Here is a 15,395-nt window from a genome sequence, read left to right on the forward strand (position 1 = left end):
TCCGCCGTGAAGGTGGCCCGGGCCCGTGGCACGGTGGAGCCACCTGTTGGTACCACCGGACCCCGGAGCCTCGTATGGCTGATCTGCAGGACGAACTGCACACCACCGCAGAGGTCGGGGAACTGGACCTGGACCATCCCGGGCGACTGGGCGGGTTCGAGCCGCACACCGCCGAGGCCGTGGCCGGGGCCGTCACCGAGGCCGGCGCCGACCCCCTGGCCCGTGCCCACACCCTCCTCGCCGCCCACCCCGTCGCGGACGGCTACAGCGGTCTGCCCTGGGCCCTGCGGCACCTCTCCTGGTTCGACCTCGAACTCGGCGAGAGCGCCGTCGACACGGATGTGCCCCGGCTGCGCGAAGGACACGTGGGAGCGCTGTTCTGGTCGCTGCACCTGCCCGGCGGCCTCGTGGGTGAACGGGCCGTGGGCGCGACGCTGGAGCAGCTCGATCTCGTGAAGACCGTGGTCGCGGCCCATCCGGAGGGCCTGCGGATGGCGGAGAGCGCGGCCCAGGCCACCGACGCCAGGAACTGCGGCCGGGTCGCCGTGCTGCTCGGCCCGGCGGGCGCCGCCGCGCTGGACGACTCGCTCGGCATCCTGCGCGCGCTGCACGCCCTCGGCCTGCGCGTCCTGACTCTCTCCGGCGCGTCCTGGGCGGGCGAGAACGGACTGACCCGGTTCGGCGAGGAGGTCGTCCGCGAGATGAACCGCCTCGGCGTGCTCCCCGATCTCTCCGGAGCCTCGGACGCGACCGTCCGCCGCGCCCTCACCATCTCCAAGGCCCCGGTGATGTGCACCCGCTCCGCCGCCCGCGCCCTGCGCCCGCACCCGGCGAACCTCCCCGACGACGTGCTCGTCGAACTCGGCGTCACCAAGGGCCTGTGCCTGGTCCCGCTGACCGCCGAGCAGACGGGCCCCACGGTCCGGGACGTCGCCGACCACCTCGACCACGTACGGGAGCTGGCCGGACCCGAGTGCGTCGGCCTCTCGGGGACGTACGACTCCGGGGCCGCGCACCCGCAGGACCTGTCCGACGCCTCGGGCTATCCGCGGCTGATCGCCGAGCTCCTCGGCCGCGGCTGGTCCGAGACCGACCTGGCCCTGCTCACCTGGGGCAACGTCCAACGCGTCCTGCGCAGCGCGGACTTCACCTCCCGCGCCGCCCGGCAGCGCCGCGAGCCGTCCATGGCGAAGATCGCCGAACTCGACGGCTAGCCCGGGCTCGGCAGGCCCAGTGGCTCAGCAGGCGCAGAGGCAGAACGGGTGGCCGGCCGGGTCCGCGTAGGTCCGCCAGGTGCGCGTGCGGTCCGCCGCGTCGAGCACCTTCGCGCCCAGCGCCAGGACCTCCTTCTCCGCCGCGTCCAGGTCCTCGACCGTCAGGTCCAGATGGAACTGCTGCGAGAACTCCGGCGAGGGCCACTTCGGCGGTACGTGCCCGGGGGCGGCCTGGAACGCCAGGGTCCCGCCGCCCTCCGGCAGCCGCAGATCGATCCAGTCGCCGTTGTCCTCGGTCGTGCCGCCGAGGATCCCGGCGTAGAACGCGGCGAGCACGTGCGGGTCGGGGCAGTCCAGGACGACGGATCCCAGCTTGGCGAGAGCCATGGTCTTCTCCTCGGATCGCTGTGGGGGGCGTGCGGCTCAGGCCGTCGGGCGGCCCATCGCCCGGTACGTCCAGCCCGCGGCCCGCCACACGGCCGGGTCGAGCGCGTTGCGGCCGTCCAGCACCACCCGGTCGGTGGCGACCTCGCCGAGCGCGGCCGGGTCCAGCTCGCGGAACTCGCGCCACTCGGTGAGGTGCAGGACGGCGTGCGCCCCGCGGACGGCGTCCACGGCCGTCTCCGCGTAACCGAGGGTCGGGAAGAGGCGGCGCGCGTTGTCCATGCCCTTGGGGTCGTAGACCGTGACCTGGCCGCCCTGGAGGTGGATCTGGCCCGCGACGTTCAGCGCCGGGGAGTCCCGGACGTCGTCCGAGTCCGGCTTGAAGGTCGCGCCGAGCACCGCGATCCGCTTGCCGAGGAACGAGCTGCCGCCGAGCGCCTCCCGCGTCATCTCCACCATCTGGCCGCGGCGCCGCATGTTGATGGAGTCGATCTCGCGCAGGAAGGTGAGCGCCTGGTCGGCGCCCAGCTCGCCCGCGCGGGCCATGAACGCGCGGATGTCCTTGGGCAGGCAGCCGCCGCCGAAGCCGATGCCCGCGCGCAGGAACTTCTTCCCGATGCGGTCGTCGTGCCCGATCGCCTCGGCGAGCTTCACGACGTCGCCGCCGCCGGCCTCGCAGACCTCGGCCATCGCGTTGATGAACGAGATCTTGGTGGCGAGGAAGGAGTTCGCGGCGGTCTTCACCAGCTCGGCGGTCGGGAAGTCGGTCACCACGAAGGGAGTGCCCTCGGACAACGGCGTCGCGTACACCTCGCGCAGCAGCTTCTCGGCGCGCTCGCTGCGGATGCCGGCGACGATCCGGTCGGGGTGCAGGGTGTCCTGGACGGCGAAGCCCTCGCGCAGGAACTCCGGGTTCCAGGCCAGCTCGACCTCGTCGCCCGCGGGGGACAGCTCGGTGAGCGTGCGGGCCAGCCGGTCCGCCGACCCGACGGGCACGGTGGACTTGCCGACGACCAGGGCGGGCCCGGTGAGGTGCGGGGCGAGCGAGGCGAATGCGGCGTCGACGTACGACATGTCGCAGGCGTACTCGCCGTGCTTCTGCGGGGTGTTCACACAGACGAAGTGGACGTCGCCGAACTCCGCGACCTCGGCGATGTCCATCGTGAACCGCAGCCGCCCGCTGGACCCCTCGATGCCGGCCACGTGCTTGCGCAGCAGCTCCTCAAGACCGGGCTCGTACATCGGGACCTCGCCCCGCTGGAGCATCTCGATCTTCTCGGGCACCACGTCCAGGCCCAGCACCTCGAAACCGAGCTCGGCCATCGCGGCGGCGTGCGTCGCGCCGAGATAGCCGGTGCCGATCACGGTGATCTTGAGGGCCATGGATGCTCCAGGAGGTAGCCGTCAGGTGTGCGGCGCACCCGCACAGCGCGTGCGCCGACCGAGCATAGTCGGGGCTTGTTCGAACGCCTCACCGGGCAGGATCCCCCTCCCGTCACCGCCTGTCGCCAAACTCACGTATCACTGGCATGTCCGGCCCCCTAAAATTTGGTCTGCGCAACGAGTTACTTAACGGTAGTTAGCGTCAGCGTCACTGCATCTTTGGAGCGTGAGACACCTTGGCCGGATCGGCTGATTTCGACTTGTACCGCCTGTCCGAGGAGCACGACATGCTCCGGGACGCGATCCGCTCCCTGGCCGAGGCGAAGATCGCGCCGCACGCCGCGGCGGTGGACGAGGAGGCCCGCTTCCCCCGTGAGGCCCTGGACGCCCTGGTCGCCGCCGACCTGCACGCCGTGCACGTACCGGAGTCGTACGGCGGCACCGGCGCGGACGCGCTCGCCACGGTCATCGTGATCGAGGAGGTGGCGCGGGTCTGCGCGTCCTCGTCCCTGATCCCCGCGGTGAACAAGCTCGGCTCGCTGCCCGTCATCCTCTCGGGCTCCGAGGACCTGAAGAAGAAGTACATGACGCCGCTCGCCAAGGGCGACGCGATGTTCTCGTACGCCCTCTCCGAGCCGGACGCGGGCTCGGACGCGGCCGGTATGAAGACGAGGGCGGTCCGGGACGGCGACTTCTACGTCCTGAACGGCGTGAAGCGCTGGATCACCAACGCCGGCGAGTCCGAGTACTACACGGTGATGGCCGTGACCGACCCCACCAAGCGCTCGAAGGGCATCTCGGCCTTCGTCGTCGAGAAGTCCGACGAGGGTGTCTCCTTCGGTGCCCCGGAGCGCAAGCTCGGCATCAAGGGCAGCCCGACCCGCGAGGTGTACCTCGACAACGTTCGCATCCCGGCCGACCGCATGATCGGCGAGGAGGGCACGGGCTTCGCCACCGCGATGAAGACCCTAGACCACACCCGCATCACGATCGCCGCGCAGGCGCTCGGCATCGCCCAGGGCGCCCTCGACTACGCCAAGGGTTACGTCCAGGAGCGCAAGCAGTTCGGCAAGCCGATCGGCGACTTCCAGGGCATCCAGTTCATGCTCGCCGACATGGCCATGAAGATCGAGGCCGCCCGCCAGCTCACGTACGCGGCGGCGGCGAAGTCCGAGCGCGGTGACAAGGACCTCACCTTCCAGGGCGCGGCGGCCAAGTGCTTCGCCTCCGACGTCGCCATGGAGGTCACCACGGACGCCGTCCAGCTCCTCGGCGGCTACGGCTACACCCGTGACTACCCGGTCGAGCGCATGATGCGCGACGCCAAGATCACGCAGATCTACGAGGGCACGAACCAGGTCCAGCGGATCGTGATGGCCCGCAACCTCCCGTAGGTCCCGCGGCGCCCCCGAAACGGGCGAGGGCCCGGCAGCCACCTGGCTGCCGGGGCCCTCGCCCGTACTGCGTGTGCCGCGCGGCCTACCGGTCGCTCGTCACCGTGACCTTCTCGTCGTTCTTCAGCTGCTCCACCAACTGCTTGACCTTGGCGGTGTCCCACTGGAGGTTGCCGTTGGCGGTGTTGCCCGAGATCGGCATGTTCATGGACTTGCCGTCGCCGCTGGTGACGCCCTTCATGGCCAGGAACATCGAGCCGAGGTCCCACAGCGACATGTCCTTGTCGACGGTGAGGGTGTCGAGGCCGGAGCTGAGGGTCGGGTAGAGCTTGAAGGGGTTGAGGACCGTCGAGGGGGTCGCCGTCTGGTTGGCGAGCGCCGAGAGGAACTTCTGCTGGTTCTTCGTTCGGTCCAGGTCGCTGCCCGCGAGCGCGTACCGGGTGCGGACGAAGGCCAGGGACTGCTCGCCGTTGAGGGTCTGCTTGCCCGCCTCGAAGTCGGCGCCGGACTTGGTGTCCTTCATGCCGCCCTTGGGGATCTCGATCTCCACGCCGCCGACGGAGTCGACGATCTTGGCGAAGCCGGCGAAGCCGATCTCCGCGTAGTGGTCGATACGCAGTCCGGTGTTGGACTCGACGGTGCGCACGAGCAGCTCGGGGCCGTCCTCCGCGTACGCCGCGTTCAGCTTCACCTGACGGCCGGAGCCCTGGAAGGTCTTGCCCGACTCGGAGCCCACGAAGGTGGGGATCGTCACGTTCGAGTCGCGGGGCAGCGAGACCATCGTGTTCCCGTTGTCACCGACGTGCAGGATCATCATCGAGTCCGTGCGCTTGCCGTCGGCGGAGCCCGTGTGGAGCTTCTTCTTCTCCTCGGCGGACATGCCCTCGCGGCTGTCGGAGCCGACGATCAGGTAGTTCGTGCCCTCGCCCGCGTCGGGACGGTCGATGACCTTCGACAGGTCGACGTCCCGGTTGAGCTTGGAGTCGGCCCAGAAGTACGTGCCCACACTCACCACGACGAGCAGCGTGACCACGGTGATCGAGATCCACTTGATCCGCCACCGCCAGTTCGGCGCGGGGCGGCCGGGCCGGCCGTCGGGCCCGGGGCCCTGCGAACCGCCGCCGCCCCCGTAGACCTGCCCCGTGTTGTATCCGTCGTAGCCGTTGTCACCGTGACCGTCGGTGTACGACTGCTGCGGCGGGACCCCGTGGGGAGGCGCCGAGGAGCGCGGGGCGCCGCCCTGGCCGCGCTGCACCTGCCGCATCACGCGGGCGCCCTCGGGCTGGGCGCTCGCGCTGCCGCTGCCATGGCGGTCGCCGCCGTTGTTTCCGGACCATCCCTGGGGCCAATCGTTCATGCGACCCAGTGTGCAGTGCCCGACCATGTGCCATACAAGAGTCTTCGGAAAATCGGATCAGGGCTGTTGCCAAGCTGATGCAAAGCGACCCTTGCGCGCCCCGGCATAGGGTGGACGGCATGACAGACCAGGCCCACGCGCCGGAAGACGATATTCCGGGCAAGCCGACATCGGCGTCCCGGACCACCCTCAGCCACATCATGACCCACGGTGACACCAACCTTCTGGGAACGGTGCACGGTGGGGTGATCATGAAGCTGGTCGACGACGCGGCCGGTGCGGTGGCCGGGCGGCACTCCGGAGGGCCCGCCGTCACGGCCTCCATGGACGAGATGGCGTTCCTGGAACCGGTACGCGTAGGTGACCTCGTCCATGTGAAGGCACAGGTCAACTGGACCGGGCGTACCTCGATGGAGGTCGGCGTCCGGGTCCTCGCCGAGCGCTGGAACGAGTCGACGCCGCCCCAGCAGGTGGGGTCCGCGTATCTCGTCTTCGCGGCGGTCGACGCCGACGGGAAGCCTCGGCGGGTGCCTCCTGTGGTGGCGGAGACCGAGCGGGACGAGCGGCGGTACCAGGAGGCGCAGATCCGGCGCCGGCACCGGTTGGCTCGCCGCCGGGCGATCCTGGACCTCCGCGAACGCCGCGCGGCGGAGGGCCTGGACTAGCCACCCCTCCCGCCTGCGGCTCGGCGGGGCAGTCTTTTAGGGGCGCGGGGAACGGCGCGAACGGCCCCCACCGGGCCGCACCGGGTGTCGCTACCAATGATTCGGTGGCCGGCCGCAGGCGGATGGGTGGGCTACGGGCAGATCACCTGGTCGCCGGTGACCGCGTCGAACTCTCCCTGCGAGGGATCGTCAGCCCGGACCTTGCGCACCTCCTTGAAGTCCGCCCCCGCGACCACCTTCATCAGCGGCCCCTGCCCGGTCACGGCATGCAGCTCACTCCCCGGCAGGGCAGCCGCGAGCGACTTCGCCGACCGGTCCCACCGAGGGTCGTACCGCACGACAGTCCGCCGAAGCGTCCGGTCCTGCGCGTTCACCGGCGCCCGAGTGGTCCGGAACCCGGTAGCGGCCAGCCCACTGTCCACCCGCCGCCCCAGCCCCGAGGTCATCGTCCCGTTCTCGACCTGCACCCGGATCTGCTGCGGCGCCACATCGACGCTCAGCACCTTGGAGCGCACCCGGTGCGGAGCGAGCGGCTTGTCGTCGCGCAGGGTCTTGAAGAGCCGCCCCGCCTTCTTCCCGTCCCACTTCAGCGTCGAGCCGATGCCCTTCACGTCGTACCCCATCTTCCCGATCGGGACCGTCGTGAACTCCGACGACGACGGCGAGAAGGCCCGCATCGCCCGCCCCAGGTCGATCAGCTCGTTCGTCCCGAAGCCCTTGTCCGCGCGCACCGAGCCGAGCACGGACCGCGTCACGTCGCGGAACCTGATCGGGTTGAGCAGCACCCCGGACGACGTGGCCCGGGCGATCAGCGCCGCCAGGAACCGCTGCTGACGCTGCATCCGGCCGAGGTCCGCGGCCCCGTCGACGTGCCGCGACCGCACGTACTGCAGCGCCTGCCCGCCGTTCAGATCGTGCGTCCCGGTCGCGAGGTCGAGACCGGTGTTCGGGTCCTTCAGCGGCCGGACCGTGCAGATCCGCACCCCGCCGAGCACGTCCACGGTCTTCATGAAGCTGATGAAGTCGACCTCCAGATAGTGGTCGATCTTCACGTGCGTCATGTTCTCGACGGTGCGCACGGTCAACTGCGGCCCGCCCTCCGCGTACGCGGCGTTCAGCTTCACCGGATGCGCCTTGTGCCGGTCGCCGGTGGTCCGGTCGACGTGCGGCGGCGTCTCGGCGTACGAGTCGCGCGGCAGGCTCACCACACTGGCCCGCCGCCGGTCCTCGGAGAGGTGCACGATCATGACCGTGTCCGTGCAGTGGCAGGGCGCGCCGCCGAGCCGGTACTTCTCCTTCTCCGCCGGTGTGATCCGGTCCCGTCCGTCGGTGCCGACCAGGAGCACGTTCATGCCGTGGCCGCGGGCGGGCCGGTTCTTCATGTCCTTGAAGGGGTCGATCCGGTTGATGTCGGAGTCGAGCCCGGTGACCACCGCGTGTCCGACGCCGGCCGCCGCGAGCACCGCCACGGACAGCGTGGTCGCCACCCGCGTGGCCCACTGCGGCCGGCTGCGCGGTACGGGAGGCCGCACCGGGCGCTGTCGTGGGGGAGGAGCGGGAGAGCTGGGCGGGGTGGGCAAAGCGGACACCTCCGCGTAGGCCGGGTGTGGGGGTCCGTGAGCACCGTAGGCCCATACGATCTGCTGCCCGGTGCAGGGGCCGGGCGGCGCGCGTCGGTGTCCCCCGTTCGCGGTAACGTAATCCGCGATGAACGCCGAATCCGCCGTGCAGCTTCCCCCCGTGTCCGTGATCATGCCCGTCCTCAATGAGGAACGGCATCTGCGCGGGGCCGTCCAAGCGATCCTCGCCCAGGAGTACGCGGGCGAGATGGAGGTCGTGATCGCCATCGGTCCCTCGTCGGACCGTACGGAGGAGATCGCGGCCGAACTCGTCCGCGAGGACCCCCGGGTGCACACGGTCCCGAACCCGACCGGCCGCACCCCCGCCGCGCTGAACGCCGCGATCAAGGCGTCCCGCCACCCGATCGTCGTACGCGTCGACGGGCACGGCATGCTCTCGCCGAACTACATCGCGACCGCCGTGCGGCTCCTGGAGGAGACCGGCGCGCAGAACGTCGGCGGCATCATGCACGCCGAGGGCGAGAACGACTGGGAGCACGCGGTCGCCGCCGCCATGACGTCGAAGATCGGCGTGGGCAACGCGGCCTTCCACACGGGCGGTGAGGCGGGTCCGGCAGAGACGGTCTACCTGGGCGTCTTCCGGCGTGCGGCGCTGGAGCAACAGGGCGGCTACAACGAGGAGTTCATCCGCGCCCAGGACTGGGAGCTGAACTTCCGGATCAGGGAGGCGGGCGGCCTCATCTGGTTCTCGCCCGAGCTGCGGGTCTCGTACCGTCCGCGCCCCTCGATGCAGGCCCTGGCCAAGCAGTACAAGGACTACGGCCGTTGGCGCCATGTCGTGGCGCGCTACCACTCCGGTTCCATCAACCTGCGCTACCTGGCGCCGCCGACGGCGGTCGTCGCGATCATCCTCGGTCTCGTGGTGGGCGCGGCGGTGACCCCCTGGGGCTTCCTGGTCCCCCTCGGCTACCTCGCCGCGATCACGGTGGGCTCGCTGCCCGCGGGCAAGGGGCTGCCTCTCAGGGCGCGGCTGCGGATCCCGGTGGCGCTGGCGACCATGCACATGTCGTGGGGCTGGGGCTTCCTCACCAGCCCGAAGTCACTGGCCAGGAAGGTCATCGCGTCCCGCCGCCCGGCGGTCCTGACCGAGACCTGAGCGCCGCCCGCGCCGGAACACCGAGGGGCCGGAACCGCTCTGTCGTCGTGACAGTGGTTCCGGCCCCTCGCCGGTTCGGTGCCGGGCTCAGTACTGGTACGGCTTGTACACCGGCATGCAGGCGTCCTTCTTGGAGCCGCTGAGGGCGTCCGCGCTCGCGGGCAGGTCACCTGCCTCCGGAGTGTCCTGCTTCGGATAGGCCGTGCCCTCCCGCCAGTCGCTGCCGATGGTCAGCGTGGTGGTGACGGCGTCGGCCGTGGCACGCACCTGACCGCTCGGCACGCCGACGGCCTCGGCCACGGACAGCGCGTTCGCCCTGCCCTGCGCTCCCGACCCCTTCGGATACGTCACCTGCGTCCGCGAACTGGGATCGGCCTGCGCGCTCGCGGTGGCCTTGGCGAACCCCTTGCCCTGCAGGGTGCCCGCGATCGCCGAGGCCCGGCTGCCCACCGGCGCCAGTTGGCTGTCGTCGCCCGCCGTGCCGTTGACGACCGTGACCGCCAGTCCTTCGGCGGGCGCGGCGGCCGGGCCGCTCGGCGTCGGGCTCGCGGACGCCGAACCGTTCTTGCCCTTGCCGTTCTTGCCGCCCTTGTCGAAGGACACGTCGTTGCGGATCATCGACCACACCTTGTCCGCGTCCGTCGGCCTGGGGATCAGGTGGTTCGGGTTCTGCGGGTCCGTCAGGGTGGGCATGGTCGTCATCGTGAACCGGTCCATCGGCACGGACTTGAGCTTCATCCCCAGGTCGTACAGCTTCTTGACCGTGCCGATCTCCTCGGAGACCTCCAGGGAGTCGGTGGCCGCCTCGGCCAGCCCCATCAGCCTGCCGCTGTCGGTGAAGGCGTTCTGGCCCTTCAGCGTGCGGATCATCGAGTTCATGTACATGTGCTGGGCCTTGGCACGGCCCAGGTCGCTCTCGAAGGCGTGCCGGGTGCGCAGCCACTGCAGGGCCTGCTTCCCCTTGATCTTGTGGCTGCCCGCCTTCAGCTTCAGTCCGGAACCGCCGGAGACGCCCGGCAGCGAGCGGTCCCACACGTTCTGCCGCACACAGACCTCGACGCCGCCGATGGCGTCCGCCATCTTCACCACGCCGCCGAAGTCGACCATCATCCAGTGGTCGATGTAGACACCGGTGAGGTTCTGCCAGGTGGCCAACGTGCAGCCGGCCCCGCCGCGTTGCAGCGACATGTTGATGATGTTGGTGGTCTCCGGGTACTTCTCCCCGGTCTCGGGGTCCTCGCACTCGGGGATCTTCACCCGGGTGTCCCGCGGAATGCTCACGACGGAGGCGCTCTTGCGGTCCGCGGAGACATGCACCAGCATCTGAACGTCGGCCAGCGGCTTGGTGCCGACCTGGTCCTTGCTGCCGCCGAGCTTCACGTTCTCTTTCGAGTTGCGGCTGTCGGAGCCGAGCAACAGGATGTTCAGCGGCGTCTGACCGGCCGCGTTGGGCTCCGTCTTCTTGACGTCGGACTCGCCGTTGTTGCGCTTGCCCTTGGCTATGTTGCCGTTCAGATGGCGGTAGTAGAGGTATCCGGCGCCGGCCGTCCCGAGTATCAGTACCGCCAGGACCAGCGCGAACCACCGGAGTACGCGCCGGGGTTTGCCGCCCCGGCGTCTCGCCCGTCTGCCACCGTCCCCGTCGTCGCCGCCGTTCCCGCTCGACGCGGTCCGCGCCCGCGGCACGCGCGGGGAGTCGCTCCCGCTCTCTTCCCCCGCCTGCGAGGAGCCGTCACCACGGCTTCGTTCCCCCGCGTGCGAGGCGCGTGGGCGAGCCCCCTCCCCACGCACACTGCTCTGCGTCATGTCCCCTGCCTCCCCACCCTGCGCCTGACACAGGTCCGTCCTACGTCCTGTTAGACGTAGGACGGACCTGTTAGGTCACTTGGCGCACTCGACCTTGTCCGCCGTGGACTTCTCGACGTCCTCCGGCGCCGTCGACGGAGTGGTCAGAGAGACCCCGGCCCCCTTGAAGTCCTCACCGAGGGTCAGCGTGATCGCAGGAAGACCCTGGGAGTTGGTCACGCTCTTGCCCGGTTTCATGGCCGACCCGGACAGGCCCATGAGGTCGGCGAGCCTGCGTGCTTGATCGGCCTGGTCGGGAGCGTACTCGACGGTCGTCTTCTTCAGAGTCGCCCCGGCGTTGCCCGCGTTCTCGGACTTCGTCACGCCCTCTTCGAGCTGCAGCCAGTTGAGGGTCTCCTGCGCGGACCCGGCGACCGCGCCGCCGTTGAGCACTCGCACGCGGACATCGGCGGGGTCGGCCTTGCTGCCCTTGAGGCGGGCGGCCTCGGCGGCCTTCTCCTTCTTCTTCTCCTGCTTGACCGCGGTGAGCGAGACGTCGTCCTTGATCAGGGCGAACATCTCCTTGGCCTTGGCCTCCTGGAGGACGACCGTCGCCTTGACCTTCTCGGCGGGGTTGTCGGCCACCGGCACGGTGGTGAAGGACAGGTTCTTGGTGGGGAACTTGCCCAGCTCGGTGCCCAGGTCACGGAGCTTGGTGATGCTGCTGATCTTCGAGTCGACGGTCAGCGCCTTCGTGCCCGCCTCCGCCAGCTTCAGCAGCTTGGTGGGGCTGGTGAGCGTGTCGTTCGACTTCAGCTTGCGCATCAGGGAGCTGAGGAACTGCTGCTGGATCTCGATCCGGCTGAGGTCGCCGCCGAAGCCCACCGAGTGGCGGGTGCGGACGAAGGCGAGCGCCTCCTCGCCCTGGATGCTGTGCTCGCCCTTGGACAGCTTGAGCTTGGAGTCCGGGTCGTCGATGTCCTTGGCCAGACACACGTCGACGCCGTCGACCGCGGTGGTCAGTGTCTTGACCGCGTTGAAGTCTGCGATCATGAAGTGGTCCATCTTGACGCCGGTGAGCGCGGTGACGGTCCGCATCGTGCAGCTCGGCGTACGGCCCTCCTGGCCCAGACTCTGGTTGAAGCGCGTGTTCAGCGTGCCCGGGATGACCTTGGTGGAGCCGTCCTCCTGGGTCGTGGGGCAGTCCGGGATGTCGGTGATCAGGTCACGCGGGATGCTCATCGCGGTGGCGTTCGTACGGTCCTTGGACACATGCAGCAACACCGTGGTGTCGGCGTGCCCGGGACTGTCCGAGTCGCCGTAGCCGGCGTTCCCGTCACCGGTGCGCTTGTCCGTGCCCACCAGCAGGACGTTGATCGCCCGGTCCTTGCTGAAGCCGCCGGTACCCGCGCCGTCGTCGGAGACGGACGTGATGTTGCCGTTCAGATGCTTCCAGTAGAGGTACCCGGCCGTACTCGTCCCGACGAGCAGGAAGGCCATCGTGCCGCCGGTCCAGAGCAGTATTTTCCTGCCCCGCGACTTCTTGGGCCGGCCCTTGCGCCGGCCCGGCGCCGGAGCCTCGGGCGTACGACGTCTGCGCGGTCCGGGCACGCCGGGTTCCGGCGCCTCCTCGGGTGTCCCCTTGCGCTCCCGCCCTGGAGCGGTGCGCCCGCGCGGGGGCGCCGCGGCGCCCGCCGTTCTGCGGGAACGGGGACCCGGGACCGCTGACTGCGGTGCGGAATCCTGCAGTCGCAGTTCGTAGTCGCCTGTGTTCGGGTTCAGTACCCACTGGTCTGCGGGGTCGATATCGTCCGCCCGCCCACGGCCTTGCGCGTCCACGGTTGCTTGAGTCCTCCGTCGGGGCCACGCGGCGTCTTTTCCCCCTCAAAAAGACGCTCGGTCAGTCGGTCCAACCAGTGCGCGACCCCAGGACAGACCTCGTGGCCGGGTGCACCGGATCGCTCACACTATCCGGCCGGATCAGCGTGAAGCGACGACGGTGACGAATTCCACGTCCCTACAACCGGGCAATCCGCCCAATTCTTTGAACGTACGTTCCCGCTCTTGGTTTGCCCTTTACTCGGAGGCCTGTTCGGGCCTTAACCGCAGACGTCCTCGGCGGCCGTGTTTCCCCGGAAAGTCGGCGCGGGACTCGGTGTGGACGAGGGTTCGTCGGCCCGCTTTCCGCCCGATTTGCCGTCCTCTGCGCCCGAGTCGACTTCACGCCGCCCGAGTCCCCCCGCACCCTCCTCGCTCACGCCATCCGGTCGATAGCGCTCGAAGTCGTACGAATAGCCGCGCCTGTCGGGGTCGTCGACCGGCTCCGGGGTGCTCCTCTTCGCGCCGGAATCCTCCGTAAGTTCCTTCGCGACCTCCAACGGCGCGTCCCTGCGCAGCCGTTCGAAGAGTTTCTCCGCCTCGGGTTCCACGAGCTGGTCGCGATTGGCGTTGTAGGCGTACGACTCCCTCGGCACCGTCAGGAATTGCACCCGTTCGGTGGGGATGTTGCGCATACCGCGCACCAGGTCGTACAGGCCGCGCAGGTTGGCCAGCCCGGGATCGGTGGTGAGGGACGACGTCGCCGCGTCCAGTACGGGATAGAGCTTCGCGGGATTCAGCAGTACGTCGTTGCTGCGCACCTTGTTGACGAGTGCGCCCAGGAAACGCTGCTGGCGGTCCATCCGGTCGGTGTCGCTGCCGTCGCCGATGGTCTTGCGGGCGCGCACATAACCGAGGGCCTGTTCACCGTCGAGCTTCACCTTGCCCGCGGGCAGCCGCAGTTTCGCCGCCGGGTCGTCGATCGGCTCCTTCAGGCACACCTCGACGCCGTCGACCGCCTCGACCATGTCCTTGAACCCGTGGAAGTCCACCACCATGTGATGGTCCACGCGGATGCCGGTCAGCTTCTCGACCGTGCGGATCGTGCAGGCCGGACCGCCGCTCTGGAAGGCGTAGTTGAACATCGAGAACACGGGGGCGGCGCGGGCGCCGTCCGGTCCCCGGCAGCTCGGTATGTCGACCATGAGGTCGCGGGGGAGCGAGACGGCGGTCGCACTGCGCCGGTTCGACGCGAGGTGCAGCAGGATCGTGGTGTCGGAACGCTCGGTGCCTGAGTCCCTGCCGTACTTGCGGTTCCCCCGCCCGGACCGGGAGTCCGACCCGATCAGCAGGATGTTCTGCGCGGCGCGCACCAGCGCGGTGGGCCGTTCCTTCTCGTACCGGGCGAGTTCGGCGGCCGTGTCGTCGTCCGAGGTGATGTTGGCGTTCAGCTTCTCGTACACCGCCCACCCGGCTCCCGCGGCGCCCACGAGGGTCACGGCGACACCGATCCCCGTCCACCGCAGCCACCGTCTGCGACGCCGTGCGACACCGGTTCCGGTGGCGACGGAGCCCGCACCGGGTCCGACCGCTCCTTCGCCACGCGTCCCACCGGTGTCACTCGCCACGCTCACCCCTCCTGCCGCCGCCCGACCCTGCCCTTACGACCATGACCCGGGTAGGGGTGGGGGGCGCCGGGAGGTGGGCCGAACGGGGGATGCCCCGAAGCCGGCGGCCCTCCCACCCGCGCAGTCCCCTTCTTTCAGCCCGTCCGGCGTTTGAGGACGAACGCGCAGCGCGACAGGGGGTCCAGGGGTGCAGCCCCAGGTCGGTGACGATGGGGGGAGGGCAGGGGCGGCGGGGGCGAGGGAGACGCCCTAGCGGGCCGTGGACGTGACCCGCTCGCTCTCGATGCGCTTCGCGAGCGCATCCTCCCCGAGCTGATCAAGGTTCCGGCACAGCACCACGGACCCCCCGGAGGCCAGCGGAGCGTAGAGCCCGGCACTGACCCCGTCCCACGTGTCGTAGGACAGCGCGGACAACAACCGAGCCCCGGGCCCCGCCAGCGCGAGCGCCCCCGCGTCGGCCCGAGCCCGCTCGACGACCTCCGCCCCCGAAAGCTCCGCCCCGGCGACGACGAGCGCCGCCGACTCCGGGTCCACAGGCCCGTACGGCCGGAAGACGTCCCCCTGCCCCGGCACCTCCACCGCGTAGTCGGCGTACCCGGCAGGCGCCTGCGCGAAGCGACGCCCCAGCGGCGCGAGCGACAGCGCCACCCGCTCCCCGGAACAGGCGAGCCCGGCTTCGAACTGCCCGGGCCCGGCGACCACATGATCGGCCCCGCCCGCGTCGCCCCCGATCTCCGCCACCACGCCCACGGAGGAACACGCGAGCAGCCACACCGCCGTCTGCCAGTGCGCGGGCAGCAGCAGCGCGACCCGCTCGCCGGGCTCGGCGCCCAGTTCGCCCTGGAGCAGATTGGCGGTCTTGGCCACCCAATTGGCGAAGGTGGCCACGGACAGTTCGACACGTTCGCCGGTGGCGTCGTCGTAGAAGGTCACGAGGGGGCGCCCGGGATCCGCGGCGAGCGCGGATCGCAGCAGGTCGGCAGGGGTGCGGTCGATGGCGGTCACGGGACGCAAGCGTACGCGGGCAGCTG

At 70.1% G+C, this 15,395-nt stretch carries 12 protein-coding genes; 4 read left to right on the top strand and 8 right to left on the bottom strand.

Features of this window, described 5'->3' with window-relative positions; all coding sequences use genetic code 11:
- Positions 1-74: 74 nt before the first annotated feature.
- On the top strand, positions 75-1,214 hold the full coding sequence (locus tag OHS59_RS26950) for a dipeptidase (RefSeq protein WP_328495944.1): 1,140 nt from the start codon (positions 75-77) through the stop codon (positions 1,212-1,214).
- A 24-nt stretch (positions 1,215-1,238) separates the two neighbouring features.
- Here OHS59_RS26950 and OHS59_RS26955 read toward each other — a convergent pair whose 3' ends face one another.
- Both OHS59_RS26955 and OHS59_RS26960 read right to left on the bottom strand, forming a co-directional pair.
- Positions 1,239-1,601 (bottom strand): VOC family protein, encoded by a 363-nt coding sequence (locus OHS59_RS26955; protein ID WP_328495945.1) that lies wholly within the window; start codon positions 1,599-1,601, stop codon positions 1,239-1,241.
- Between the two features lie 36 nt (positions 1,602-1,637).
- On the bottom strand, positions 1,638-2,981 hold the full coding sequence (locus OHS59_RS26960; RefSeq protein ID WP_328495946.1) for a UDP-glucose dehydrogenase family protein: 1,344 nt from the start codon (positions 2,979-2,981) through the stop codon (positions 1,638-1,640).
- A gap of 236 nt (positions 2,982-3,217) precedes the next feature.
- Between OHS59_RS26960 and OHS59_RS26965 the strand changes: the two genes are divergently transcribed.
- Positions 3,218-4,375: an acyl-CoA dehydrogenase gene (locus OHS59_RS26965; protein WP_328495947.1), complete on the top strand. Its 1,158-nt coding sequence runs from the start codon at positions 3,218-3,220 to the stop codon at positions 4,373-4,375.
- 85 nt (positions 4,376-4,460) lie between these two features.
- Here OHS59_RS26965 and OHS59_RS26970 read toward each other — a convergent pair whose 3' ends face one another.
- Complete coding sequence (locus OHS59_RS26970; RefSeq protein WP_328495948.1) at positions 4,461-5,732, bottom strand: LCP family protein; 1,272 nt, start codon at positions 5,730-5,732, stop codon at positions 4,461-4,463.
- A gap of 119 nt (positions 5,733-5,851) precedes the next feature.
- Between OHS59_RS26970 and OHS59_RS26975 the strand changes: the two genes are divergently transcribed.
- Positions 5,852-6,397: an acyl-CoA thioesterase gene (locus tag OHS59_RS26975; protein ID WP_328495949.1), complete on the top strand. Its 546-nt coding sequence runs from the start codon at positions 5,852-5,854 to the stop codon at positions 6,395-6,397.
- A 131-nt stretch (positions 6,398-6,528) separates the two neighbouring features.
- On the opposite strand, the gene OHS59_RS26980 is transcribed toward OHS59_RS26975, so the two are convergent.
- Complete coding sequence (locus OHS59_RS26980; RefSeq protein ID WP_443061506.1) at positions 6,529-7,977, bottom strand: LCP family protein; 1,449 nt, start codon at positions 7,975-7,977, stop codon at positions 6,529-6,531.
- Positions 7,978-8,104: 127 nt separating this feature from the next.
- On the opposite strand from OHS59_RS26980, the gene OHS59_RS26985 reads away from it, so the two are divergent.
- Positions 8,105-9,133, top strand: a complete 1,029-nt coding sequence (locus OHS59_RS26985; protein ID WP_328495951.1) for a glycosyltransferase family 2 protein — start codon at positions 8,105-8,107, stop codon at positions 9,131-9,133.
- A gap of 87 nt (positions 9,134-9,220) precedes the next feature.
- Here OHS59_RS26985 and OHS59_RS26990 read toward each other — a convergent pair whose 3' ends face one another.
- The 4 genes from OHS59_RS26990 to OHS59_RS27005 all read right to left on the bottom strand — a co-directional run bounded on the left by OHS59_RS26990 (position 9,221) and on the right by OHS59_RS27005 (position 15,369).
- The gene (locus tag OHS59_RS26990) at positions 9,221-10,939 is read right to left on the bottom strand and encodes an LCP family protein (protein WP_328495952.1); all 1,719 of its coding nucleotides are present in this window, start codon (positions 10,937-10,939) and stop codon (positions 9,221-9,223) included.
- Positions 10,940-11,014: 75 nt separating this feature from the next.
- Entirely contained in the window at positions 11,015-12,757 is a 1,743-nt protein-coding gene (locus OHS59_RS26995) for an LCP family protein (protein WP_328495953.1), read from the bottom strand.
- Between the two features lie 260 nt (positions 12,758-13,017).
- Positions 13,018-14,364 carry an LCP family protein gene (locus tag OHS59_RS27000; RefSeq protein ID WP_328495955.1) on the bottom strand — a complete coding sequence of 449 codons (1,347 nt, stop codon included), beginning with the start codon at positions 14,362-14,364 and terminating at the stop codon, positions 13,018-13,020.
- A 249-nt stretch (positions 14,365-14,613) separates the two neighbouring features.
- Positions 14,614-15,369, bottom strand: coding sequence for a TIGR03089 family protein (locus tag OHS59_RS27005; protein WP_328495956.1), 756 nt, complete (start codon positions 15,367-15,369; stop codon positions 14,614-14,616).
- Between the last annotated feature and the right edge of the window lie 26 nt (positions 15,370-15,395).

This window comes from Streptomyces sp. NBC_00414, from assembly GCF_036038375.1.
In the GTDB taxonomy this organism is placed as follows: Bacteria; Actinomycetota; Actinomycetes; order Streptomycetales; family Streptomycetaceae; genus Streptomyces.

Coding starts and splice junctions, on each gene's coding strand:
- OHS59_RS26985 (WP_328495951.1), top strand. CDS start 8,105: ATGAACGCCGAATCCGCCGTGCAGCTTCCCCCCGTGTCCGTGATCATG.
- OHS59_RS26975 (WP_328495949.1), top strand. CDS start 5,852: ATGACAGACCAGGCCCACGCGCCGGAAGACGATATTCCGGGCAAGCCG.
- OHS59_RS26990 (WP_328495952.1), bottom strand. CDS start 10,939: ATGACGCAGAGCAGTGTGCGTGGGGAGGGGGCTCGCCCACGCGCCTCG.
- OHS59_RS26950 (WP_328495944.1), top strand. CDS start 75: ATGGCTGATCTGCAGGACGAACTGCACACCACCGCAGAGGTCGGGGAA.
- OHS59_RS26955 (WP_328495945.1), bottom strand. CDS start 1,601: ATGGCTCTCGCCAAGCTGGGATCCGTCGTCCTGGACTGCCCCGACCCG.
- OHS59_RS26960 (WP_328495946.1), bottom strand. CDS start 2,981: ATGGCCCTCAAGATCACCGTGATCGGCACCGGCTATCTCGGCGCGACG.
- OHS59_RS26970 (WP_328495948.1), bottom strand. CDS start 5,732: ATGAACGATTGGCCCCAGGGATGGTCCGGAAACAACGGCGGCGACCGC.